The organism is Secundilactobacillus sp. MJ173 (assembly GCF_059704265.1).
The window spans coordinates 18,915-41,192 of sequence record NZ_BAAKGN010000059.1 but is presented as its reverse complement, the minus strand read 5'-3'; the positions used below and the strand labels follow the sequence as shown (position 1 = coordinate 41,192).

Annotated in this window: 21 protein-coding genes and 1 riboswitch; of the genes, 1 reads left to right on the top strand and 20 read right to left on the bottom strand. The window is 43.8% G+C overall.

The features are described 5' to 3' along the window. Positions 1 to 18: 18 nt before the first annotated feature. The 10 genes from AC6H04_RS08965 to AC6H04_RS08920 form a co-directional block, all read right to left on the bottom strand. Positions 19 to 666, bottom strand: a complete 648-nt coding sequence (locus AC6H04_RS08965; RefSeq protein ID WP_497571341.1) for a CBS and ACT domain-containing protein — start codon at positions 664 to 666, stop codon at positions 19 to 21. Between the two features lie 3 nt (positions 667 to 669). After that, positions 670 to 1,380 carry an ABC transporter ATP-binding protein gene (locus AC6H04_RS08960; protein WP_497571340.1) on the bottom strand — a complete coding sequence of 237 codons (711 nt, stop codon included), beginning with the start codon at positions 1,378 to 1,380 and terminating at the stop codon, positions 670 to 672. A 2-nt stretch (positions 1,381 to 1,382) separates the two neighbouring features. After that, positions 1,383 to 2,162 (bottom strand): ABC transporter ATP-binding protein, encoded by a 780-nt coding sequence (locus tag AC6H04_RS08955; RefSeq protein WP_497571339.1) that lies wholly within the window; start codon positions 2,160 to 2,162, stop codon positions 1,383 to 1,385. Beyond that, positions 2,159 to 3,118, bottom strand: coding sequence for a branched-chain amino acid ABC transporter permease (locus AC6H04_RS08950; RefSeq protein ID WP_497571351.1), 960 nt, complete (start codon positions 3,116 to 3,118; stop codon positions 2,159 to 2,161). The genes AC6H04_RS08955 and AC6H04_RS08950 overlap by 4 nt, the downstream gene beginning before the upstream one ends. Positions 3,119 to 3,127: 9 nt before the next feature. Next, complete coding sequence (locus tag AC6H04_RS08945; RefSeq protein WP_497571338.1) at positions 3,128 to 4,006, bottom strand: branched-chain amino acid ABC transporter permease; 879 nt, start codon at positions 4,004 to 4,006, stop codon at positions 3,128 to 3,130. Between the two features lie 105 nt (positions 4,007 to 4,111). Further along, positions 4,112 to 5,308 carry an ABC transporter substrate-binding protein gene (locus AC6H04_RS08940; RefSeq protein ID WP_497571337.1) on the bottom strand — a complete coding sequence of 399 codons (1,197 nt, stop codon included), beginning with the start codon at positions 5,306 to 5,308 and terminating at the stop codon, positions 4,112 to 4,114. A 788-nt stretch (positions 5,309 to 6,096) separates the two neighbouring features. Next, positions 6,097 to 6,585 carry a dihydrofolate reductase gene (locus AC6H04_RS08935; protein ID WP_497571336.1) on the bottom strand — a complete coding sequence of 163 codons (489 nt, stop codon included), beginning with the start codon at positions 6,583 to 6,585 and terminating at the stop codon, positions 6,097 to 6,099. Positions 6,586 to 6,595: 10 nt separating this feature from the next. Then, entirely contained in the window at positions 6,596 to 7,546 is a 951-nt protein-coding gene (locus AC6H04_RS08930) for a thymidylate synthase (RefSeq protein ID WP_497571335.1), read from the bottom strand. A gap of 20 nt (positions 7,547 to 7,566) precedes the next feature. Further along, positions 7,567 to 9,450, bottom strand: a complete 1,884-nt coding sequence (locus AC6H04_RS08925; RefSeq protein ID WP_497571334.1) for an ABC-F family ATP-binding cassette domain-containing protein — start codon at positions 9,448 to 9,450, stop codon at positions 7,567 to 7,569. Between the two features lie 4 nt (positions 9,451 to 9,454). Next, on the bottom strand, positions 9,455 to 10,669 hold the full coding sequence (locus AC6H04_RS08920) for a CCA tRNA nucleotidyltransferase (protein WP_497571333.1): 1,215 nt from the start codon (positions 10,667 to 10,669) through the stop codon (positions 9,455 to 9,457). Positions 10,670 to 10,819: 150 nt separating this feature from the next. On the opposite strand from AC6H04_RS08920, the gene AC6H04_RS08915 reads away from it, so the two are divergent. Next, entirely contained in the window at positions 10,820 to 11,710 is an 891-nt protein-coding gene (locus AC6H04_RS08915; RefSeq protein WP_497571332.1) for a YitT family protein, read from the top strand. A gap of 93 nt (positions 11,711 to 11,803) precedes the next feature. On the opposite strand, the gene AC6H04_RS08910 is transcribed toward AC6H04_RS08915, so the two are convergent. From AC6H04_RS08910 to AC6H04_RS08865, 10 genes are all read right to left on the bottom strand, one after another. Continuing rightward, positions 11,804 to 13,075: a tetratricopeptide repeat protein gene (locus AC6H04_RS08910; protein ID WP_497571331.1), complete on the bottom strand. Its 1,272-nt coding sequence runs from the start codon at positions 13,073 to 13,075 to the stop codon at positions 11,804 to 11,806. Positions 13,076 to 13,301: 226 nt separating this feature from the next. Continuing rightward, positions 13,302 to 13,577, bottom strand: a complete 276-nt coding sequence (locus AC6H04_RS08905) for an HU family DNA-binding protein (protein WP_054655222.1) — start codon at positions 13,575 to 13,577, stop codon at positions 13,302 to 13,304. Positions 13,578 to 13,822: 245 nt separating this feature from the next. Next, positions 13,823 to 15,130 (bottom strand): ribosome biogenesis GTPase Der, encoded by a 1,308-nt coding sequence (gene der / locus AC6H04_RS08900; RefSeq protein ID WP_497571330.1) that lies wholly within the window; start codon positions 15,128 to 15,130, stop codon positions 13,823 to 13,825. Positions 15,131 to 15,262: 132 nt separating this feature from the next. Continuing rightward, positions 15,263 to 16,525: a 30S ribosomal protein S1 gene (gene rpsA / locus AC6H04_RS08895; RefSeq protein ID WP_497571329.1), complete on the bottom strand. Its 1,263-nt coding sequence runs from the start codon at positions 16,523 to 16,525 to the stop codon at positions 15,263 to 15,265. Positions 16,526 to 16,604: 79 nt separating this feature from the next. Continuing rightward, positions 16,605 to 17,291 (bottom strand): (d)CMP kinase, encoded by a 687-nt coding sequence (gene cmk, locus AC6H04_RS08890; protein ID WP_497571328.1) that lies wholly within the window; start codon positions 17,289 to 17,291, stop codon positions 16,605 to 16,607. A gap of 19 nt (positions 17,292 to 17,310) precedes the next feature. Beyond that, a complete protein-coding gene (locus AC6H04_RS08885) occupies positions 17,311 to 17,970 on the bottom strand; it encodes a LysM peptidoglycan-binding domain-containing protein (RefSeq protein ID WP_497571327.1) in 660 nt (219 codons plus the stop codon). 67 nt (positions 17,971 to 18,037) lie between these two features. Beyond that, entirely contained in the window at positions 18,038 to 19,519 is a 1,482-nt protein-coding gene (locus AC6H04_RS08880; protein ID WP_497571326.1) for a RecQ family ATP-dependent DNA helicase, read from the bottom strand. Further along, positions 19,506 to 20,546: a helix-turn-helix domain-containing protein gene (locus AC6H04_RS08875; RefSeq protein WP_497571325.1), complete on the bottom strand. Its 1,041-nt coding sequence runs from the start codon at positions 20,544 to 20,546 to the stop codon at positions 19,506 to 19,508. The genes AC6H04_RS08880 and AC6H04_RS08875 overlap by 14 nt, the downstream gene beginning before the upstream one ends. 130 nt (positions 20,547 to 20,676) lie before the next feature. Beyond that, a complete protein-coding gene (locus tag AC6H04_RS08870) occupies positions 20,677 to 21,264 on the bottom strand; it encodes an ECF transporter S component (RefSeq protein WP_497571324.1) in 588 nt (195 codons plus the stop codon). A 108-nt stretch (positions 21,265 to 21,372) separates the two neighbouring features. Further along, positions 21,373 to 21,495, bottom strand: a riboswitch (FMN riboswitch). 54 nt (positions 21,496 to 21,549) lie between these two features. After that, positions 21,550 to 22,278: a pseudouridine synthase gene (locus AC6H04_RS08865; RefSeq protein ID WP_497571323.1), complete on the bottom strand. Its 729-nt coding sequence runs from the start codon at positions 22,276 to 22,278 to the stop codon at positions 21,550 to 21,552.

Genomic DNA, 22,278 nt, shown 5'->3' with positions numbered 1-22,278 from the left:
TATCGCTTTTTTAGTCGCTTACTTTACCTTCTGACTGACCACTAACCGCACTGAATAGCCAGCATCTTCCAATGCCTTTTTAACGGCAACACCATCGGTTTTATCCACGTGCATTTCAATCATGATTGGTCCAAGATTACGGGTAACGATTAACGTTTGAATGTTAAACCCGTTATCTGCCATAATTTTGCCCATTTCATAAATAACGCCTTTACGGTCATGTTCGATCATCACTTGTACCACGGTAGCGTCCACAAAGTAATCGGTGATGTCTAGGAAACCGTCTAACACGTCATTAGTGGTGATGATCCCCACAACTTGCTCACCATCCATCACGGGTAATACCCCTACGTCATGGTGCCGCATGGTTGAAATGGCATCCTCTAATTGGGCGTCTTTAGAAATCGTTTTAACTTCTTTTTCCATAATCTCGCCCACAGTCATCTTGTTTAAAAGATAGTTGACCTCGTAGATCGATAAGCTGGTGGCTTTGGAAGGCGAGGCTGCCTGAATCGTGCCTTCCGTTACGATACCGACTAATTTATTGCCGTCAATCACCGGTAACCGGTGAATGTGATTATCCTTCATCACGTTTACCGCCACATTGATTTTCGTATCTGGTGATACCGTGATCACCCTGTCTGTCATATAATCTGCAACACTCATCGTCTAACCTCCTAGATATGCTTTTTGTACGTCTTCATTGGCCAATAATTCCTGACCAGTTCCCGTCATCTTGACTTCGCCACTAGCCAGTACATAGCCGCGGTCAGCAATCGACAGTGCTTTTTTGGCGTTTTGCTCAATGAGCAGTACCGTGGTGCCTTGCTCCTTAATCGCTTTTACAATATCAAAAATTTCGTTAATAAAAATCGGAGCAAGTCCCATTGACGGTTCGTCCAGCAGGAGTAGCTTCGGCTTAGACATTAGCGCCCGACCCATGGCTAACATCTGCTGTTCACCACCTGAAAGCGTGGCAGCATCCTGATTGAGACGTTCTTTCAACACCGGAAAGCGTGAATAGACGGTTTCAAAGCTGTCTTCAATTTCTGCGCGATTATTTTGAAGAAAAGCCCCCATCTGTAGGTTTTCTCGCACAGACATCCCAGGAAAAATATGCCGGCCTTCTGGTACCTGCGAAATACCCGCAGCCACGATTTTGGGTGCCTTTTGCTTTTGCAAATTTTTACCTTCGTAAGTGATACTGCCGCCCACCGATTTTAGCAGACCCGAAATCGTCTTTAGGATGGTGGTTTTGCCGGCACCATTAGCGCCGATTAACGAAACAATTTCACCCTGATTGATCTTGAAACTGACGCCTTTTACCGCGTTGATCACACCGTAGTTTACGGCGAGATCCTTAACTTCAAGCATGGCCATGGCTATTCCTCCTCTCCCAAGTATGCTTTGATCACAGCATCATTTTGCTGAATTTCAGTTGGTGTACCTTCTGCCAATAATGAACCGTGGTCCAGCACATAAATCCTTGAAGCCAAGTTCATAACCAGCGACATGTCGTGTTCGATCAGCAGTACGGTAATGTGAAAATCACGCTGAACCTGGCGAATCAAACGGGTTAGATCAGCTGTTTCTTCGGGGTTCATGCCCGCTGCCGGTTCATCCAAAAACAGAATCTTCGGTTTAGTTGCTAAGCTACGAACGATTTCTAGCCGCCGTTGAATCCCGTAAGGCAAGTTTTTCGCTTGTTTATCCAAATCGTCTTGCAAATCAAAGATTTTTAGTAGTTTGATAGCCTCTTCACGGATCTGAGCTTCTGTCTTATAGAACTTTGGTGAACGGAAAATCGACTGGATAAAGTTTTCTTTGTAATGCGCGGTCATCGCAATAAGCACGTTATCTAAGACGGATAGTTCTTTGAATAAACGGATGTTTTGGAAGGTTCTACCCATCCCAAGATTGGCGATTTTGTAAGTTTTCATGCCGTTTAGTGGAATCACACCGTCAGTTCCTCGAAAAGTAATGGAACCCGTACTTGGCACGATCACCCCAGTAAGTAAGTTGAACAGAGTCGTTTTACCAGCACCGTTAGGCCCTATCAAGGCAACCAATTCATCGTCGTTGAGGTGCATATTCACATCAGAAACGGCCGTCAAGCCACCAAAGTTTTTGACTAGATTTTCAACATTCAAAAGTGTTGTCATGATTTTGCACCCACCTTCTTTTTCTTACGATTAAAGAGCCGTTTAAATGAAAGCTCTGTGGAACCCATGATCCCTGATGGCTTGAAAATCATGATCAGGATCAATACAACGGCATAAATCACCATACGTAGCGCACCGAAGTTTTGCAGTGCGGTATCCACAACCCCTAGAATGATGGCGGCTACGAAGCTACCTGTGATACTACCAACACCACCAAGCACAACGATGATCAAAATAGCAATTGATTCCATGATGTTGAAGTTATTTGGGGCAATGGTCTGGAGATATGACGCCTGCATTGAACCCGCTACAGCAGCGGTTGCTGCACCTAAAACGAAAGCGGCTAATTTCCATTTAAAAATGTTAATGCCCATAGATTCTGCAGCAATCTCATCTTCTCTAACAGCCAAGGCTGCCCGGCCACCACGACTATGGATAAAGTTCACGATGACGATGGTGGTCACACAAACCATGATATAAACCACAGGCCAGGTCGCAAATTGCGGAATGTTAAACATCCCTGAAGGTCCGTTAGTAATTTTCATATTATTAATGATGATTCGAATAATCTCAGCAGCACCCATAGTGGCAATAGCCAAGTAGTCACCGCGCAAACGCAGTGTTGGGATACCCACGATCAAAGCAGCAACAATAGCGATGATCACGCCAACGATAATTGAGAGGTAAAAGGCCCCTGCAGTTGGTGTTTTACTAATCATGATTGCAGTGGCGTAAGCACCAACTGCCATGAAGCCAGCGTGACCAAGGGAGAACTGACCCGCAAAACCAATGATGAGGTTCAATCCAACGGCCAGCATAATGTTAATCCCAATAGTGACCACCATGTTTTCCAGGAATGAATCAATCACCCCTGCTAAGATCAAGGTATTCATCAAGTAAAAGCCAGCGACCATCAAAATCAACCAGCAAATATTATATTTAAAGTTTACTTTCAAAGTCATCACCTAAACCTTTTCTTTGACGTTTTTGCCGAAGATACCTGCTGGCAATACCAATAGGATGATAATCAATACCAGATAAACTGCGGCATCCTTGTATGCTGACAGGCCAACAGATTGGACGGCTGTTTCCAGTATGCCAATCAAGAACCCACCAAGGGAAGCACCTGGAACTGAACCAATCCCACCAACAACGGCAGCAACAAAGGCTTTGATCCCTGGTGTCATCCCCATCAGTGGATCAATTGAGTTGTAGTAAAGCCCAATCAAAACACCGGCTGCACCAGCCATAGACGAACCTAAGGCAAAGGTGAATGAAATTGTACGGTTGATGTTGATACCAACCAGTTCTGCTGCATCAGGGTCAACTGAAACAGCACGCATGGCGCGCCCCATTTTCGTCTTCTTAATGATCAGTTGCAGCAAGATCATCAACAAACAAGCAGTGCCCAAAATCAAGATCTGGATGTTTGAGACCCGAACTCCCCAAAGATTGTAGTTCACTTGTTTGATAACCTGAGGAAAATTCCGAGTGTCGGCGCCGTACAAGTACGACATGCCATTTTCCAGAAAATAAGAAACACCGATCGCGGTAATCAAGGCCGTAATCCGTGGTGCGTGTCTCAGTGGCCGGTAAGCAAAGTATTCGATGATCACACCGGCTGCCGCACAGACAACCATGGCTGATAATAGCGCGAAAATGAAGTTAAAATGCCAAAAGTTAATGGTGTAGTAGCCCCAGAAGGCCCCTAACATGTAGATGTCACCATGTGCGAAATTAATTAATTTAATGATGCCATAAACCATGGTGTAGCCCAGTGCCAGCAAAGCGTAAATACTTCCAAGCGAAAGGCCGTTTATAAGTTGTTGAAAGAGTGTTGTCAAGATGTCACCCTCCTTTATGTAGTTAGAGTTCCAGCTTGGAAGCTCTCGTCAGCAGGCATTCTAGCCTGTTCACGAGAGCCCCCTAAAGGGAAGCTCAGTGATCAATTACTGAATTTGAGTCGAACCAACAACTTTACCGTTATTCAGATGTTCAACGGCGATTGGTTTGCTGGCATCGTGCTTGCTATCAATCGTGATTTTACCTGTAACACCGTTAAAGTCTTTGATGTTTGCAAGACCCTTAGTGATCTTAACGGAGTTAGCTGATTTTTGACTTTCAATAGCTTGTTTGATCATGTATGTTGAATCGTAAGCCAATGCTGAGAAGGTTGGTGCATCAGTATGGTAACGTGCTTTATAAGCATTCATGAATTTAACAGCGGTTGGATTCTTTTCTGCAACTGTCTTTGAGAATGGTGTGGTGTAGTAAATGTTTGAAGCGTTCTTGGCACCAGCGATTTGAACCAGTTTAGCGTCAGCCATACCATCAGAACCAACGATTGGAACGTTCAAGCCGATTTGACGTGCTTGCTTGATGATCAAACCAATTTCTGAGTAGTAACCTGGTGCGTAAATAGCGTCAACTTTTTTGTTCTTGAATGAAGTCAAGATAGCGTTGAAATCTTTGTCACCAGCAGAGAAGTATTGCGTATCAACAACCTTGCCTTTGAACTGTTTCTTAAAGGCTTTTGCAAGGCCAGTCCCATAATCAGTTGAGTTATCGCCAAGGACGGCAACGCGCTTACCCTTCAAATTGTTGTAGATGAACTTGGCACCAGTGCCACCTTGGAAGTTGTTTTGGTAACAGGCCCGGAAAACGTATGGCTGAGCTTTACCATTCTTTTGAAGCGTGAAGTTTGGATCAGTTGCGGATGGACTCAAAGCAGGTACTTTGGCTTTTGTTTCGTTAGGGATTGCTGCAGTACCGGCGTTGGTGGTTGCTGTTCCAATAATGGCATTTACTTTATCGTTATTAACCAGCTGTGCTGCAACTGAAGCTGAAGTACTCGTAGAAGTCTTGTTATCCTTAATAATCAGCTTGATCTTCTTCTTTTTACCGTCAACGTTCACGCCACCCTTGCTGTTAATTTCGTTGGTAGCCATTTGAACCCCTTGCTTCATTTGGTTCCCATAACCTGCGGCAGCTCCTGAAAGTTCCAAGTTGACCCCAATCTTAACGGTACTTCCTGTTTGATCATTTCCCTGACTAGTTGTCTTAGCGGTTGAACACCCCGCAAAGATGACGGCTGACATGGCAATTGCTGCAATTCCTGTGACTCGTTTGATCATTTTGTTATTCATAAGTATTTCCCACTTTCCCTATATAATTTATGTGTAATATGTGTGATGCGATTTGCCTGACTAGCTTCCCTCCTCGTGCCAAAGCAATAAAAAAACCTCATTCAGTTTAATGAATGAGGTTTGAAGTCAGAATTTAATCATCAAGCCCTCATCATTAAAAACGCATTAATAAGGGCCCAACTTAGTTTAAGCAGTAGCTTGGCTACTAGCTAATAGTTGCGTCCTTGGTTTTTAATAATAAGACTAAATTCTGACGAGCAGAAGTTACATTAAGTTTTTGAACGTTTGAATTTTTCATGTGATGTAACCTCCTGTCAGAATTTTTGTACTTGGTGAATGATGTAACTATAATCGAAAACTCATAATCCGTCAACAACTATTTCTAAATTTTAATGATTAATGAGCCTGTTTTCTTAAGCGTATCTTCTAAAAACCGCTTGATATCAGCGTTTTAGGGGATGCCATTTTTCTGAAACTTTTTCTCCAATGTTTGTCTCTCATTTTAAATATCACATTATGAGAGCTAACTCATTTTAGCGCTCGGTCAATGTGATATAAAAATCGCTCGAGGTTGTGTCATAAATCTATATTGTAAGCATTTAGCTAGTTTCTTGACCAAAACACATTCTAAAATTTACTTTAGTCTGCTGCTTGGTTCCACAACTCAGAATCCGGCCATATAACACCCAAAAAACGGCATCCCGACAAGAAGCATCGGAATACCGTTTTTGGGTATTATATTCTGGAATCTACCGAGATGTATCACACCTTCGAGCGATTTAATATTCCTATCGCCGTTCCCAGCGTTCAAAAATCAGTCCGTATGGATTCTTTTCATCGGGTTCGTGAGAAGATGACTCAACTAATTCAAACTGACGGTAGTCAATTTCAGGCATGTAAGTATCAGCCTTAAACGTGTGCAAGACCCGTGTTCGCAACAGGGTATCAACGTCAGATAGCAGGCTTTTAAAGACCCGAGCCCCTCCGCTGATGATCACCGTTTCGTCAGGATGTGCTTTTTCGTATGCTACCACTTCTGACGCACTGTGCAGCACCTCAACATCACTAGGGTAATCAGTAGCCGTACGCGCGGTTAGCACAATGTTTTTTCGGTGCGGCAATGGTTTTCGATAACTGGCAAAGGTCCGGCTGCCTGAGATAAGTGTGTTCCCCATGGTATGTTGTTTAAAAAATGCCATATCAGCCGGTAAGTGCCATGGTAACTGTCCCTTGTATCCGATGGCATGGTGCTGATCTTCCGCCCAAATAAATATCATGAGATCACCCCTAAACGGCCACTGGTGCCTTAATTGCTGGTGCTGGATGGTAATTAGTGACGCTGATATCGTCCATATCGTAATCAAAAATGCTAGTTTTATCGGGATTCAAAACTAATTTGGGTGCTTCAACTGGTGTTCTTGAAAGCTGCGTCTTCACTTGTTCGATGTGATTGCTGTAAATGTGAGCGTCGCCAAAGGTATGGATGAAATCGCCAGGCTCCAAGCCAACTTCTTTCGCGATCAAATTGGTCAGCAACGCATAGCTAGCAATGTTAAAGGGCACGCCAAGAAAAATGTCGGCCGATCGCTGGTACAGTTGACAGCTCAGCTTGCCATCATTGACATAAAACTGGAACATGGTGTGGCAAGGCGGCAGTGCCATGCTAGGCACGTCTTCAGGATTCCAAGCCGAGACGATCATGCGCCGTGAATCCGGATGGGTTCTTAGCGTCTCGATAACGTTCCCTAGTTGATCGATAGTTTCACCCTTACTGGTTTTCCACGCACGCCACTGCGCACCGTATACGTTGCCTAATGAGCCATATCTGGCAGCAAATGCATTGTCTTCAACAATTCGCTTGCAAAAGGCCTGTTTTTCTTGTTTATAGGTCTCATTAAACGCCTCATCAACCAGTGAACGGCGTCCAAAATCGGTCATATCTGGGCCGTGGTAATCACTGGACTCAACAAACTTTTGGAAGGCCCACTCATCCCAAATATGGTTGTGATGTTTAAGCAAGAATTGAATATTGGTATCGCCATGCAAAAACCAAAGCAATTCACTTTTGATTAAACCAAAAGGCACCTTCTTTGTGGTCAGTAACGGGAATCCCTGACTAAGGTCAAAACGCATCTGATAGCCAAACACGCTGAAGGTCCCCGTTCCCGTCCGATCAGATTTACGATGTCCGTTTTCCAGAACGTAGCGCTCCAAATTTAAATACGCGTCTTCAAGCATTGAAAAACACTCCCATTTCCTTATTCAGCAAACTGACTTAAATAATCCCACCGCGCCATTTTTTCGTCCAATTCCTTGTCCGTGGCCTCAAAGTCTGCTTGTAATGTAGCTAATTTATCATAATTATCGCCATTTTGGTTCATTTTTGCCTGTAAGTCTGCTTTTTTTGTCTCTAAGGCATCAATTTCGTCTTCAATGCCATCCCACTCGAGCTGTTCCTTATACGTAAGTTTGGTTTTAGCTTGTTTAACAGGTGTCTCCGAAGCAGCTTTGGGCTTAGGAGTGGCCTTTTTACCACTTGACTGCGGCTTCTTTTGATTAGCTAAATATTCGGTAAATTGCCCGCTATAACGTTCAATTTTTCCGTTACCATCAAAAATCAGCAGTTTATCCGCAACCTTATCCAGGAAATAACGGTCATGGGAAACAGTAATCACAGTCCCGTTAAAATGCTTAATATAATCTTCCAGCACTGTCAACGTGGAAATATCCAAATCGTTGGTTGGTTCATCCAAAAAGAGCACGTTTGGCTGTTCCATTAAAAGCTTCAACAAGTACAACCGGCGTTTCTCACCACCAGATAACTTACGAATTAGTGTCCCATGCATAAACCGTGGAAACAGAAATTGTTCCAATAATTCTGACACCGAAACGGAACGGCCGTCCTTGTCAGTTACATTATTCCCAACTTCACTGAGGTAGTTAATAATTCGCTTATCGTCTGGAATAGGCTCAGTACGTTGCGTATAATAGGCCATTTTGACCGTCTCACCAATCGTTACCGTACCGGAGTCAAGTGGTAAGCGTTGTGCCATAACGTTTAAGAGCGAGGATTTTCCCGCCCCATTTTCACCAGAAATACCAATTCGGTCACCAGCCTGAATCAGCAGGTTAAAATCTTGTAAAATCAGATGATCATCTAATGTTAAATTAGCATCCTTAAGTTCAATCACTTGTTTACCTAGCCGTGACTGTCCTAAATCAATCGCAACATCTTGTTCGACCGGTGTCGTACCAAGGTTTTCTTTGATTTTATTAAACCGGTTGATACGCGCCTGCTGCTTGGTTGAACGAGCATGTGCGCCAGCCTTCATCCAAGCTAGTTCCTGCTTGTAGAGCTGCTGCTGCTTATGATCAGCATTGGCTTCTTGCTCCACCCGTTCAGCTTTTTGACCCACGTAATCTTGGTAATTACCGTCGTAGTGAAATAGCCGACCAAAGGACAACTCCCAAATATGGTTAGCCACTTGATCCAAGAAGTAGCGATCATGGGTAACAACCAATAGAGCGCCCTTGTAGTTAGCCAGATAGTTCTCCAGCCAGTCAATAGAATCAAAGTCCAGATGGTTGGTCGGTTCGTCCAGTAGCAAAAGATCCGGTGCCTGAATTAATACTTGGGCTAAACCAACCCGTTTGCGTTGACCACCGGATAGTGTTCCCATCTGCTGATTCAAATCCATGATGTGCAGCTGTGTCAAAATAGTTTTAACGTCACTTTCAGCGTTCCAGGCATCAGCCTCGTTCATTTGCGCTTCTGCGTCCATATACTGCTGCTGTTTCTTCTGATCTTCAGGATCCTCACTGTAAGCTGCTAAGGTATCCTCGTAACGTCGAATAATCTTAAAGACCTTTTGTGAACCCGAAAAAATCGCGTCCATAATCGTCTGTTCATCATTGAATTCTGGTTCTTGCTTTAAATACGCAATGGAGTAGTCGTTAGGCGTAATAATGTCACCTGAATATTGCGCCAGCCCAGCTAAAGTATCTAGCAAGCTGGTTTTTCCACTCCCATTAGTACCAATTAAACCAATTCGATCATTTTCGTTAATAATGAAGTCGACCTTATCAAATAGTGTCTTTTCACCGTAAGTTCGGGTCAATCCTTCTGCTCTTAATGTTTGCATTTGGTCACGCTTTCTTGTTTAGATATTTAATTGCTGCACTGAGCAGCACGTTATTTTGATTATTCAACTGTCCTTCCACCACTTGGCGCTCCAAATAGTTCAACGCCTGACCTAACTGAGGTCCTGGCTTAATACCAGCTGACATCAAATCTTGACCAGTAATGGCTAACGCTTTTTTAGAATGGATCTGCAGCTCATCATACCGTGCTAACAAAGTCGTTGTCGCATAGGTTGACTCACCCAGTTGATTGGCCACTTCATTGGCAATTGGCAATAATTCACTACCGGTCTGGTAAAGCATCCAAGCATCGACCGAATGTTCCGAAATGGCTTTGACCGCTTTAACAGCAACTTGAACATCTTCAATTAACTGGTTAGCCGACTTCCAGTCCTTGAGTAGTCGATTGACTTGTTTACTAGACAAACTAAAAGCAGCGCATAGTAATGTCCAAACCGCAGTTTCACCGCTTAATCCGCTCTTTAACTGCAAGCGCAGCTGTTCAAGTTGCTCTTTGTACGGCTCAAAATCTGGGCAATACTGGTATAACCCCGTGTCCATAAAGACGTCAAGTCCCACGGCCGGCCACTGACCTAACAGCATTTTAACGAACTCCACATGAATTCGTTCCACCGCTATTTTGGTCAACAAACTGCCATGATGTTCGATACCCGCAATTGTTTCAGGATCAATCTCAAAGTTCAACTGACTAGCAAAACGAACCGCTCGCATCATGCGCAAAGCATCTTCGTTAAACCGTTTTTCTGGATCACCCACTGCACGAATTCGGTGATTCTTTAAATCAGTTAAACCGTCAAAATAATCGATGATTGTCCCGTCAGTCTTTAACGCTAAAGCATTGATGGTGAAATCGCGCCGATTCAAATCTTCTTTTAACGATCTCACAAACTTCACTGAATCTGGCCGACGATAGTCCTGATAACCTGATTCAGTCCTAAAAGTGGTAGTCTCGTATCCAGTACCATGGTCCAAGATCATCACGGTGCCATGTTCAATACCAGTGTCAACCGTCCGTTTAAATAACGCTTTAACTTCTTCTGGGTAAGCACTGGTGGCAATGTCTACGTCATGGATTGGCAGCCCTAGCAGGGTGTCACGAACGGAACCGCCAACATAGTAGGCTTCATATCCAGCAGCTTCAATCGTATCAATGATTGGCTGTGCTTTAATAAATTCTTCTGGTAATGTTTCAATTCTCATTTTGATCGGCCCTTTTGTTTGATTTCAGTCTATTCAATTTTACCAGATATCCCTAGCATAACCAACTGTACATCATCTGAATATGCTATGATGATTGAGGAAACTTACTTGACGTACAAACGCAAAGTACTCATGTTAGGGGGGATCAGTTTGTCAAATAAAATTGAAGAAAGGATTCATCTCGTTGATTTATTAATGATCACCATTGGCTGCGCTGCATACGCCTTCGCACTGGTAGCGTTTAACATTGCCAATCAGCTGGCAGATGGCGGCATCAGTGGTGTAACACTGATTTTAAAGGGTATCTTTAACTTTAATCCCGCTTACTCAACGATTTTAATCAACATTCCTTTAATTATGATCGGCTATCGTTTTTTAGGTCGCCGAGCCATCATTTATACGCTTTACGGGACTTTAATGCTGTCCGTATTCTTATGGATCTGGCAACGAGTTCCAATCAACATCGCTTTGCACCATGATTTGTTTTTAGCGGCCATGGCTGCCGGTATTACGGGTGGTGCTGGTAGCGGTCTAGTCTATCGTTTTGGCGGTACTACTGGCGGTACGGATATCATCGCGCGAATCTTTGAGCGCTTCCGGGGTATTCCAATGGGTCAAACCTTACTATGGCTAGATATTTTGGTCTTGTTCATTTCACTCGTTTACATTGATATTCGACACATGGCATATACCTTACTCTATTCGTATGTCTTCTCTCGTCTGGTAAACTTCATCTTGAGTGGGACTTATGCGGCGAAGGGTGTGTTGATTGTCAGCACAAAATCACGCGAAATTGTTGATCAAGTCATGACGGTCATGGAGCGTGGTGTTAGTATCCTGCATGGTGAAGGCGGTTATTCTCACAAGGATCGTCCGATGCTCTACATCGTTGTCAGTCCCAGCGAGTTGCATGAATTACAAACTATCGTCGGCGAACTCGATGAAAATGCCTTTATGACGATTTTTGACGTGAATGAAGCCATCGGTGAAGGTTTCACCTATTCGCGACCGACTCACGGTCTGTTTAAACACGCTCATTAGGGGTGTGTTTTTTTATTTTTATTTGTAAGTTAAAGTAACTTATTATTAATTACTTGTTAAAAAAAGATCGCCATCTCGACGACCTCACATGACTTAATCAAAATTTTCTTCTTCGTTTTCCAATATTTCAGCCATTTCAGCGTCATCAGGAACTACTTTCACGTATGCGTGCAGCAGTTTGAGCATCTGCTCACGTTCCCCCATTTCACGGAAGAAGTAAACGGCCGGTTTCAAGAAATCTGCCTGATCCATAAAGTATGGCGCTGCTGCCTGATAGTATCTGTTCGCCTGGTCGTAATCTTCCAACCGAGCGTATGACGTTGCCAAATTCCAGTACAGTTGCGGATCCACGTTATCCTGGCCCACGTAATCAGCCAGAAAGTCCACTGTCTCCTGAAAACGGCCTTGCTTGACGTAAAGATTGGATAATTTGATCACGATATCTAGGTCGTCAGGTTCCAAGTCATGACCCTTTTTCAGATATGTTTCGGTCAATGACTCATCCTCTACCCTAGCCGCGATATCAGCCGCATATGACCAGAGTTTTTCATTATACTGGTCAACACCCAGACCTTCCTGCAACACCTTCAAAGCGTCATCTAACCGGTTTTCAGCCACTAATGCCTGTCCCAAATATGGATAGAGACTGGTGTATTGAGCATCAGTGTCTTTCAACTCTTCAAACAGCGTAATCGCCGGTTTATAATCCTTCAACTGCAAGTACGTAAAGGCCGTTTCAAACTTCACGTCAGGGGTCATATCACCCGAGTGAATCTGTTTTAAATAGCCGATTGCCTGCTCGAACTTACCGGCATTAGCATACGCTACACCGATTCGTTCTACCAAATTAACCGAGCTAAATTCTGGAATCCCCTGTTTAATCAAATCAAGATACAGCGGAATGGCCTTTTTAAACTCACGCATCACAAAGTAAAGTTCTGCTAACGCAAATTGAATGGCGGGTTCATCAGGCGCTAAATGCATTGCCTTCAGTAACTTTTGTTCACTGACTTCAAATAGTTTCTGAGTCTGATACAGATCAGCAGCCACCATTAGTGAACGCACGTAAGCTGGCGAATCCGGCGAAACTTCATTCAAGAGTGTTAATGCTTCGTCGTTTTTATCATCGTCGATTAGAACATCAGCTAGGTTAACCCGGAGATCATCTTCGTCCGGATACTGCTTCAATAGTTTTTCATAAATCCGTTTTGACTGATTCAAGAACCCCAGTGAATACAGTTCCTCAGCGAGGCTGTAAAGCGTATCGTCATCATCATGCCGCAACGCACTGGCATAGGCTTTTTTAAATTGATCAAGTTGACCGCGCTCCAACTGGTCAAGCGCTTGCTGTGAGTAACTACTCATTTTGATTTCGGTCCTCCGTTTCGTTCATTCGTTCATGAAATTATATGTTAGCACTTTCGCTACTGCCTAACAAGCACTATGACTACGTATGAAACTAATTGGTAAGTATTTCAATTGCTTTTTTTCAACTGTACATTGATTCGACGCGTCAATATAGCAAATATCGCCTAGGAACAATCAAAAAAAGCCAATCCACACGGGATTGGCTTTTGCCGTCAATAAATAATTATTTAACAGCGTCCTTCAAAGCTTTACCAGGCTTGAATGCTGGTACTTTACTTGCAGGAATTTGAATTTCGGCACCCGTTTGTGGGTTACGGCCCTTACGAGCTGCACGTTCGCGAACTTCGAAGTTACCAAAGCCGATTAATTGTACCTTTTCGCCCTTAGCCAAAGTTGCTTGAACTGAGTCAAATACTGCATCTACTGCTGCAGTTGCATCCTTCTTAGTTAAGCCGGTTGCAGCTGCGACATCGTTAACAAGTTGTGCTTTATTTGCCATGAATGATTCGCCTCCTTGGATAATATATGATGAGTACATAATCATCTCATCTAGCCGATCAACAAGTCAATCAGGCCACTGAAATAATAACGGCATTCCGTATCATTTCTGTTTCCAAGATAGCACACAAAGCCTATCATAGCAAGGTTTTTTGCGGTTTCTGGCCAATAAATATTCCAAAAAGGCCTTTTTTTACGTACAAGTCTGAAAAATGAGCGGAAATCAAGCTAAATCAGTGTTTAACTCTACTTTCGATGACGTTCGATCAGATGAACTGGTGTCCCGGTAAAATCAAAGTGTTCCCGGATTTGATTTTCAATATAGCGTTCGTATGAAAAATGCATCAAATCTGGATCATTCACAAACAGGACAAAAGTCGGTGGCTGGATGGCCACCTGCGTCGCGTAATAAACACGTAAACGCCGACCATTATCGTTTGGCGTTGGATTCATCGCAATGGCATCCATAATCACTTCGTTCAGCGTAGAAGACTTAATCCGCTTAGCATGGTTGCTAGCAACGGTCTTAATCATGGCTGGCAGTTCGTTCAATCGCTGATGCGTCTTAGCTGAAACGAACACCATTGGCGCATAAGCTAAATATTGAAATTCTTCGCGAACGTGAACTTCAAAATCATGTAGCGTCTGGTTATTCTTCTTCAGTGTATCCCACTTATTGACCACGATGATAATCCCGCGACCGGCTTCATGGGCGTATCCAGCAACTCGCTTATCTTGCTCACGAATCCCTTCTTCAGCGTTCAGCACGAACAGGACCACATCAGAATTATCGATGGCCTTCATGGCGCGCATCACACTGTAACGTTCAGTGTTTTCGTAAACTTTACCACGTTTTCGAATCCCAGCAGTATCAACCATCGTAAACTCGCTACCATCAGCAACGAACTTCGTATCAATAGCATCTCGAGTTGTCCCAGCAATTTCAGAAACAATTACCCGGTCCTCTCCTAACAATGCATTGACCAGGGAAGACTTACCAACGTTTGGACGACCAATCAGACTGAAGCGGATACTGTCATCTTCAACTTCACCTTCTTTATCAGGAAAAGCTTTAATCACAGCATCCAATAAGTCACCAAGACCCAAACCGTGAGCACCTGAAATTGGATATGGATCGCCGAATCCTAGTGAATAGAAGTCATAAATGTCTTGCCGTAGTTCCGGATTATCGGCCTTATTGACTGCTAAAACGACCGGCTTATCAGCACGATAAAGAATTTGAGCAACTTTATCATCGGCATCGGTAATTCCCTCGCGAACACTGACGACAAAAACAATCACGTCAGCTTCATCAATGGCCACCTCAGCTTGTTGCGTAATCTGTTTTAAGAATGGTTCATCACCCATGTCAATACCACCAGTATCAATCATACTGAATGTGTTTCCAAGCCATTCACCGTGAGCGTAGATTCGATCACGTGTCACACCAGGGGTATCTTCAACAATGGAGATTCGGTCACCAGCGATTCGGTTGAAAATGGTTGATTTTCCAACGTTAGGTCGGCCGACAATAGCAATTGTTGGCATACTCATACAACATCCCTCTTTTCTGTTCTTAAATCATAACGGTTAAATAACAGCAAAAATGTCATTTTGAAACTGGCATTCCGTTTCAAAATGACATTTTAATTTAATGAAAATTTCGGTTTTGAAACATTGATTAGATTAGTTGTTATCTGAATCTGAGTCCGTTTGGGCGTTCTTCAGTTGATCACCAATCAAATCACCTAAAGTAAAGCCAGCATCGTCATCGTCAGTTGACATCTGAGTAGGTGCAGCTTGCTTTCTAGGTGCGCGTTGCTTTGGTTGTTGCTGTTGTTCATGGTCTTCACTGCCAGCAGGCTTTTCCTTCAAAGCTTTGATTGAAAGTGCTAAACGGTGAGCTTCTGGATGAACTTCCAGAACCTTGACTTGAACCTTTTCACCAGTTGATAGAACATCATTTGGTGTTGCAATGTGTTCATGAGCAATCTGTGAAATGTGAACTAAGCCTTCAACACCAGGGAAGACTTCAACAAAGGCACCAAAACTAGTCAAACGCTTAACCGTTCCTTCAAGAACTGCGCCCTCTGGTGCTTTTTCTTCAATACCATCCCATGGTTCTGGTAAAGTCTGCTTGATTGAAAGTGAGATCCGGTTACGATCTGGATCAACTGACAAGACTTTAACTTTGACTTCTTGGCCGACCTTCAAAACATCTGAAGGTTTTTCAACACGTTCGTAAGCAATTTCAGAAACGTGAACCAACCCATCAACACCGCCGAGGTCAACAAAAGCACCGAAGTTAGTCAAACGAGCAACTTTACCTTCAACGGTTTCGCCAGCCTTAATAGTGCTCATGATTTCTTCGCGCTTAGCAGCCTTTTCTTGTTCAACCAAAGCACGGTGTGACAAGATTAAGCGGTTTTCACTAGGTTCGATTTCAATAATCTTAAAGGTTAACGTCTGACCCTTAAACTGGTTCAAATCTTCAACGAAGTGATCACTGATCATAGAAGCAGGTACGAATCCACGAACACCTGCATCAACAACTAAACCACCCTTAACCACTTGGGTAACTGGGGCTTCAATAGTTTCGCCAGCTTCATACTTCGTTTGAATTTCGTCCCAAACTTTACGGGCTTCAAGACGACGAACAGATAATAAGTAACTGCCGCCTTCCTTGTCGTTACCAATCTTTGAGATAACAACTAAATCAAGGGTGTCACCAACCTTGATGACATCATTGATGTCTGAAACTGGTTTTGTTGAAAGTTCCTTTTGTGGTACCACACCCTCAATACCGGTGCCTTCGATACCAACGATAGCTTGTTTGTCGTCATCAATGGCTAATACTTCACCCTTAACGACGTCACCAACATTCACCGTTTCAATGCTATTTAAAGCATTTAATAAATCGTTGTTCTCATTGTTATTGTTTTCACTCATACGAACTTTTCCTCCTTGCGACAACTCTAACTTATATTTTATCCGAAAATTAACAATATTACCAGTAGCATGACGAACTTTATGCGAATTCTTTTTGTTTTTGGACAATTATCTCACTGATTTTGTCCACAACTTCGTCAATCGATAGTGAAGTGGTGTCCAAACGCACCGCATCCTTCGCCTGTGTCAACGGTGAAATTGCCCGCGTTGAATCCTTATGATCCCGAGTCTGAATCTCATCTCGCAGCACGTCCATTGGCGTATGGATGCCCTTTTCAGCGTTATCCTTAAACCGTCGTTGTGCCCGTTCTTCAACGCTGGCAACCAGAAAAATTTTAACTTCGGCTTTTGGTAAAACTGACGTCCCAATATCACGGCCATCCATCACGATACCACCAGCTTCAGCAATGCTTCGTTGCCGTTGCGTTAAATCCTCGCGCACAGTCCCTTGAGCCGCAACCGTAGACACGTTATTGGTCACGTCCGGTTGGCGAATGGCCATGGTAACTTCTTGACCATCAAGAAAAACTAATTGTTCGGGATTTCCTGGTTTAAATTCAATCTTCGTCGTTTTGAGCATCGCAGCTAAGGCGACTGGATCATCCAGGGCAACTTTTTGCTGCATGGCTTTTAATGTGACTGTTCGATACATCGCACCCGTATCACAATAAATATACTGAAAACGGTTCGCAATTTTCTTAGCCACCGTACTTTTACCAGCAGAGGCTGGTCCATCTATTGCAACCTGTAACTCTTTTTTTGACATTTTGTTCACCCATATCAACTTATTTGACGCGTAACTTTTGTCCTGGGGTCAGCGTCGGGTTCCCAGATAAACCATTGAGTTCTTTCAGCCGTTCAACGGAGATGCCGTTGTTAACGGCTACCCGATAAATTCCTTGTCCTTGGCCAACAGTGGCGTACTTCGAACCAGAAGTGGAACTGGTAGTTGAAGATTTGGCCGAAGCAGACTTAGTCGATGCCGTACTTGCAGACGACTGCTTAGCAACCGACGATTTTTGGCTAGACTGTTGTGTCTGTGACGTTGAAGTCGCATTTGACTCAGCTGTTTCACTGGTTTTACGTGCCTTAGAACTGGCCTCAGACGCCGCTTTTTTTGCAGAAACAGACGAAGCTGCCTTTTCTGACGCGGACTTGGCAGCTTTTTTTCGGTGTGTTTGGCTAACAGAACTAGTCTGTTCACTGGAAACACTCATTGAATTATCGGGTTTATTCATCGCACTCTGACGTGCTAGGCCGTAAATCAAAGACCCTACTGCAATGATAATAATAATAGCAACTAAAATAATCGTGATCAATCGATTGTTATGGCTTTGTCGATGACGCTTAGTCCGGGACAAATTACCTTGGTCGTCTCGATCGTCCCCAAAAGACTGATCCCAAGGCTTTGTTTCAGATGATTGATCGTCCTTTTTTGGATCCATCCTCTAACCTCCTCAAAAACTTTCATTACGAATTGTACCATAGCTAGCACTAGAGTGGGAACTTTTTTCAATGGTTCCTAGGCTCAAGACTCTCCAGATTAAAGACTTGCTGTAAAATAGCTGGCCATTGCGTTGATGAGTGATGACTCTGATCGAAAACTGCAGACTCAGCCTTAACTGCTAACAGCCCTAAGACCCCAAAATCGATTTGCGGCTCGTCACTGCTGCAGCAGTGCTCAGGTACTGTGGTGGCGTCTTGGATCTGATCAAAGTATTGCTGAATATACTGACGCTTGCATGCTGGCGTACGGACGTAACCCATCATCTTTCTTAAGGCCATCACCCGTTGTTCACGTCGCTTCCTAAAGCTGTCCTGGACCTGTGTCTCACTGTAACCGTGCTGTTTATAAAACCAAATTAAGTTGGCTTTTTCATCACCAGCCACTTGGGGGGCATTTTGCTGAAAGTAGTAATGAATTTCATTTTCCTGGGGCACCGTTGCCTCACTCAAAAAAGACGCAATCTGCTCATCGCCGGATTGATACAGTAGAATGGCAACGCTCTGCTGACCATCCCGACCAGCACGACCAATCTCCTGCCAATAAGATTCAATGTCACTGGGAACGTGGTAGTGAATCACAAAGCGCACGTTATTCTTATCAATTCCCATGCCAAACGCACTGGTGGCGCAAATCACGTCCAGTTGATCTTGCATAAACTGCTGTTGCACCTTAAACCGGGTTTCTGAATCCAAGTCAGCATGGTAAGCCGCTACTCTGCAATCCGTTTTGGTAGCAAGCAGTTCGGCCATTTCATTGGCCTTCTTTTTACTGGAAAAGTACACCACTCCCGGCTTCTTTAGCTTAGCCACAAGCTCAACCAAACGCTCTTCTTTATCCGTCTGAGCTTCAAACCGCTCAACACTCAAAAAAATATTTTGCCGATCAACTGGTTGGACGACTTCAGTGGCTTGAGGCAGTTGTAACTTTTGTTTAATATCACTTCTAACCCGCTCAGTTGCCGTGGCAGTGGCCATCAGCGTTAATGGATCATGAAGCTGGTGCCGGATCTGTCCCAGTAACAGGTATTCCGGTCGAAAATCTGGCCCCCAGGTAGAAATACAATGGGCCTCATCCACCACTAACAATCCAATCTGCGTGGACTGAAACGCACTGAGCACCTGATCTTGGCTGAGCATTTCCGGTGAAATGAATATAAAATGATACCCATTCAAATGCCGTAGAACCCAGTTTTTCTCCGAATAACTCATCATCGAAGTCAGTGCCGCCGCACGCTTTTCACCCTTAACATTCAAAGTCGTCACTTGGTCTTGCATCAGTGAAATTAACGGTGAAACGATGAGTACCAACTGTTGTGTAATCACACCATACAGTTCATAAATAAGTGTTTTTCCAGCTCCAGTAGGCAAAACAGCCAGCGTATCATGTTCGGTGGTTAACGCCGTAAGTGACTCTAACTGTCCCGGTCGAAAATGATTGAACCCGAACCGTTCTTGAAGTGCCTGATGTAGTTGTTCAGTGCTTATCATCTTCGTGCTTGCTCCTTAAAATTTCTAAAAGTCGAAACTGCCAAAAATCTATCGGTAGATCTTCAACTTGTTTAAATTGCCATTCGTCCAGTGGCGTCCCGTTTAACCGGCCGCCCATTTGAGCAACTATTTCTGGCGTTAAAATCCGCTGGTAATCAAACTGTTCCACAGGCAGCATGATAGCCGCCTCTAATAAGTGTTCCCGCACGGTGCTCAGCTTCAGCGACCGTTTTTGGCTGATGGTCGCCAACGACTCACCCGCCATGAAACTACGCAAGGTTTGATCCGCACTGGCACTCACCAGTGAGTGGGTCAAACCAGCCAGCAACGCGTTAATGCTTGCTGTGGTAGTTTGAGAAACGACTTTGGCCACCAAGCAAATCAAATCGATTTCCATCAGCCTAGCTTCGGCCTCGCTCATCTGGAAATCTCGAGAAAGTTGTTGCAATGTATCTCCTGGGCGTTGGTGGCCAACCAGTAAGCGGCTCATGAACGAAGCTCGCTCACTGGGTAAGGTTGTGAAAACATCCTGCCAAATGTTGTAAAAGTCCGCCTGTAAATCAGCCTCGTGAAATTGACGGAACCAACGCTTGACAGCTTGTTTGACCTGCCAGGATGTTTGGAGCGGATAATACTGATGATTCTGATAACTTTGCTCAGAGACGACCTGTGTCGCCAATAATAGCCGTTGCCAAAAAGTATCGACGTCAACGACTAATCTGATGTTTAAATGCTGTGGCTGATAACTAGTTTGCAGTAATTCTTGCTGTTGAACTGCCCCCTGTTGCGTTAGTTGCGCGTTGGTCTGCTCCACCGCCACCAAGCCCTTGGCTTTTAATTCGCGCACTGATTGATCCATAGCTTCCCGACTGAGTTTTTTGTCGTAACCTAACCAGGATAATTGATGATATCTCATGCCCCAATAAAGTGTGGAAACCGTTCGTTTGCCCACTAAAATATTTTCAATGACTCGCAGGCGCCTTGGGGCTGTGGGTGATAAAAAGCGTATCAGTTGCATCATCTCCATCACTGTTGCCCCCCTTTTACTCATCTTTGTTAATTCTCCCACACCATCATTTAACTGTCTAGCCAATTAAAAAAGGATGACCATCAGCCATCCCATTACAAACTATTTACGAAAGATCTTAAAAGCGGTTTTAGAGTAAGTCAGATTGTTGTCTTAAAAAAGACTTCATGCGATCAGCCACAATAATGAACACGACGCCCACCAAGACTCCCTTGATCAGGTTAAATGGCACAACACCAAACAAGACCATTTGTGACAGTGGAATGGTAATCTTCATGTGCAGTACCGCCATGTAAACCGGAATCAGGATGGTGACGTTGAGCAACGCCATAATCACGGATAAACTAACCGTACCGGCAATGATTGCAAGAATCAAACGGGTCACTGTTTTATACTTTTTAACGTGTTTCAAAATGAAATAAACCGGCAGCAGGTAACTGACTGAAGCCACAAAACTGGCTGCGACACCAATAAAATTAGCAATATCAACGCCCGTCATCAACCAGTAAAGCAGTCCCTTGATGGCAGCAATCAATATCCCACCTAACGGTCCAAACATGACCATCCCTAACAACACCGGAATGTCTGAAAAATCAACTTTCATGTATGAAACGAACGGTAAAATTGGAAACGAAATGAAGTAGAGCAAAAACGAAATACCAGCAAACAGTGACATAATCACAACTTGACGAATGCTAAATGATTGACTATGTTCCATTGGATATACCCTCCCAAACTGGTCATCTTCAAATGAAAACGTAAACAAAAAGCCGAATTAATTTTCTTCAGAGGAAAATCAATTCGGTCTCACAATCGCTTGTATGAACCCAATCTTCTTTATACCAGACTTTACTGTCGGTTTCGGAATCACACCGAATCAACTACTCCTAAAAGTAGGTCGCGGACTATTACCGCCGGTCGGGAATTACACCCTGCCCTGAAGATGAACCATGCTATTAAATTACTTGTGATTATTGTACAAGGTAAACTTCAAGAATGCAAGTTATTTGTCTAGTTCTGCGACCCGCTTGAGTTCTTTGACTTCTTCAGGATTCAGTTCCCGAAATTCTCCAGGCTGAACCCCATTCAGCGTCAAGAATGCATAAGTCTCACGTTTCAGTTTCATCACTGGATGACCAATGGCTTGAAGCATTTTCTTCACTTGGTGATTCTTGCCTTCATGGATTGTTAAAGAAACGATAGCCGTTTTCCGCTTATCGTCACTGGAAAGCAGTTTTGACCTTGCTGGAGCTGTTCGCTTGCCTTCAAGACTGACCCCTTTACGCAAGTTCTTCAGTTCTTCATTGGTTGGAATACCTTGAACCTTCGCCACGTAAGTCTTATCCACTTCGTACTTTGGATGGGTCAGCTGATTAGCCAATTCGCCGTCATTAGTCAATAAAATTAAACCCGTGGTGTCATAGTCCAGTCGGCCAACGGGATAGACCCGTTCTTTGATTTCGTCATCCAATAAATCAATCACCGTCTTCCGGTGCTTGTCATCGGAAACTGTTGAGACCACTTGACGGGGTTTGTTCATTAAAATGTAGATTGGCATTTCGGTTTGAATAGGAACTTCATCCACCAAAATCCGGTCGTGCTTGCTAACCTTAACACCCAATTCAGTCACCGTTTCACCGTTCACCTTAACGTGACCAGAAGTGATCAGTTTTTCTGAGCTGCGCCGTGAAGCAACGCCCGCATGTGCCATAACTTTTTGCAATCGTTCCAT

What these genes read in the sequence shown, in the direction of transcription:
- der (WP_497571330.1), bottom strand. Translation starts at nt 15,130, where the DNA reads ATGAGTATGCCAACAATTGCTATTGTCGGCCGACCTAACGTTGGAAAA.
- AC6H04_RS08955 (WP_497571339.1), bottom strand. Translation starts at nt 2,162, where the DNA reads ATGACAACACTTTTGAATGTTGAAAATCTAGTCAAAAACTTTGGTGGC.
- AC6H04_RS08905 (WP_054655222.1), bottom strand. Translation starts at nt 13,577, where the DNA reads ATGGCAAATAAAGCACAACTTGTTAACGATGTCGCAGCTGCAACCGGC.
- AC6H04_RS08960 (WP_497571340.1), bottom strand. Translation starts at nt 1,380, where the DNA reads ATGGCCATGCTTGAAGTTAAGGATCTCGCCGTAAACTACGGTGTGATC.
- AC6H04_RS08925 (WP_497571334.1), bottom strand. Translation starts at nt 9,450, where the DNA reads ATGCAAACATTAAGAGCAGAAGGATTGACCCGAACTTACGGTGAAAAG.
- rpsA (WP_497571329.1), bottom strand. Translation starts at nt 16,525, where the DNA reads ATGAGTGAAAACAATAACAATGAGAACAACGATTTATTAAATGCTTTA.
- AC6H04_RS08935 (WP_497571336.1), bottom strand. Translation starts at nt 6,585, where the DNA reads ATGATATTTATTTGGGCGGAAGATCAGCACCATGCCATCGGATACAAG.
- AC6H04_RS08880 (WP_497571326.1), bottom strand. Translation starts at nt 19,519, where the DNA reads ATGATAAGCACTGAACAACTACATCAGGCACTTCAAGAACGGTTCGGG.
- AC6H04_RS08875 (WP_497571325.1), bottom strand. Translation starts at nt 20,546, where the DNA reads ATGGAGATGATGCAACTGATACGCTTTTTATCACCCACAGCCCCAAGG.
- AC6H04_RS08885 (WP_497571327.1), bottom strand. Translation starts at nt 17,970, where the DNA reads ATGGATCCAAAAAAGGACGATCAATCATCTGAAACAAAGCCTTGGGAT.
- AC6H04_RS08865 (WP_497571323.1), bottom strand. Translation starts at nt 22,278, where the DNA reads ATGGAACGATTGCAAAAAGTTATGGCACATGCGGGCGTTGCTTCACGG.
- AC6H04_RS08910 (WP_497571331.1), bottom strand. Translation starts at nt 13,075, where the DNA reads ATGAGTAGTTACTCACAGCAAGCGCTTGACCAGTTGGAGCGCGGTCAA.
- AC6H04_RS08920 (WP_497571333.1), bottom strand. Translation starts at nt 10,669, where the DNA reads ATGAGAATTGAAACATTACCAGAAGAATTTATTAAAGCACAGCCAATC.
- AC6H04_RS08930 (WP_497571335.1), bottom strand. Translation starts at nt 7,546, where the DNA reads ATGCTTGAAGACGCGTATTTAAATTTGGAGCGCTACGTTCTGGAAAAC.
- AC6H04_RS08870 (WP_497571324.1), bottom strand. Translation starts at nt 21,264, where the DNA reads ATGGAACATAGTCAATCATTTAGCATTCGTCAAGTTGTGATTATGTCA.
- cmk (WP_497571328.1), bottom strand. Translation starts at nt 17,291, where the DNA reads ATGTCAAAAAAAGAGTTACAGGTTGCAATAGATGGACCAGCCTCTGCT.
- AC6H04_RS08940 (WP_497571337.1), bottom strand. Translation starts at nt 5,308, where the DNA reads ATGAATAACAAAATGATCAAACGAGTCACAGGAATTGCAGCAATTGCC.
- AC6H04_RS08965 (WP_497571341.1), bottom strand. Translation starts at nt 666, where the DNA reads ATGAGTGTTGCAGATTATATGACAGACAGGGTGATCACGGTATCACCA.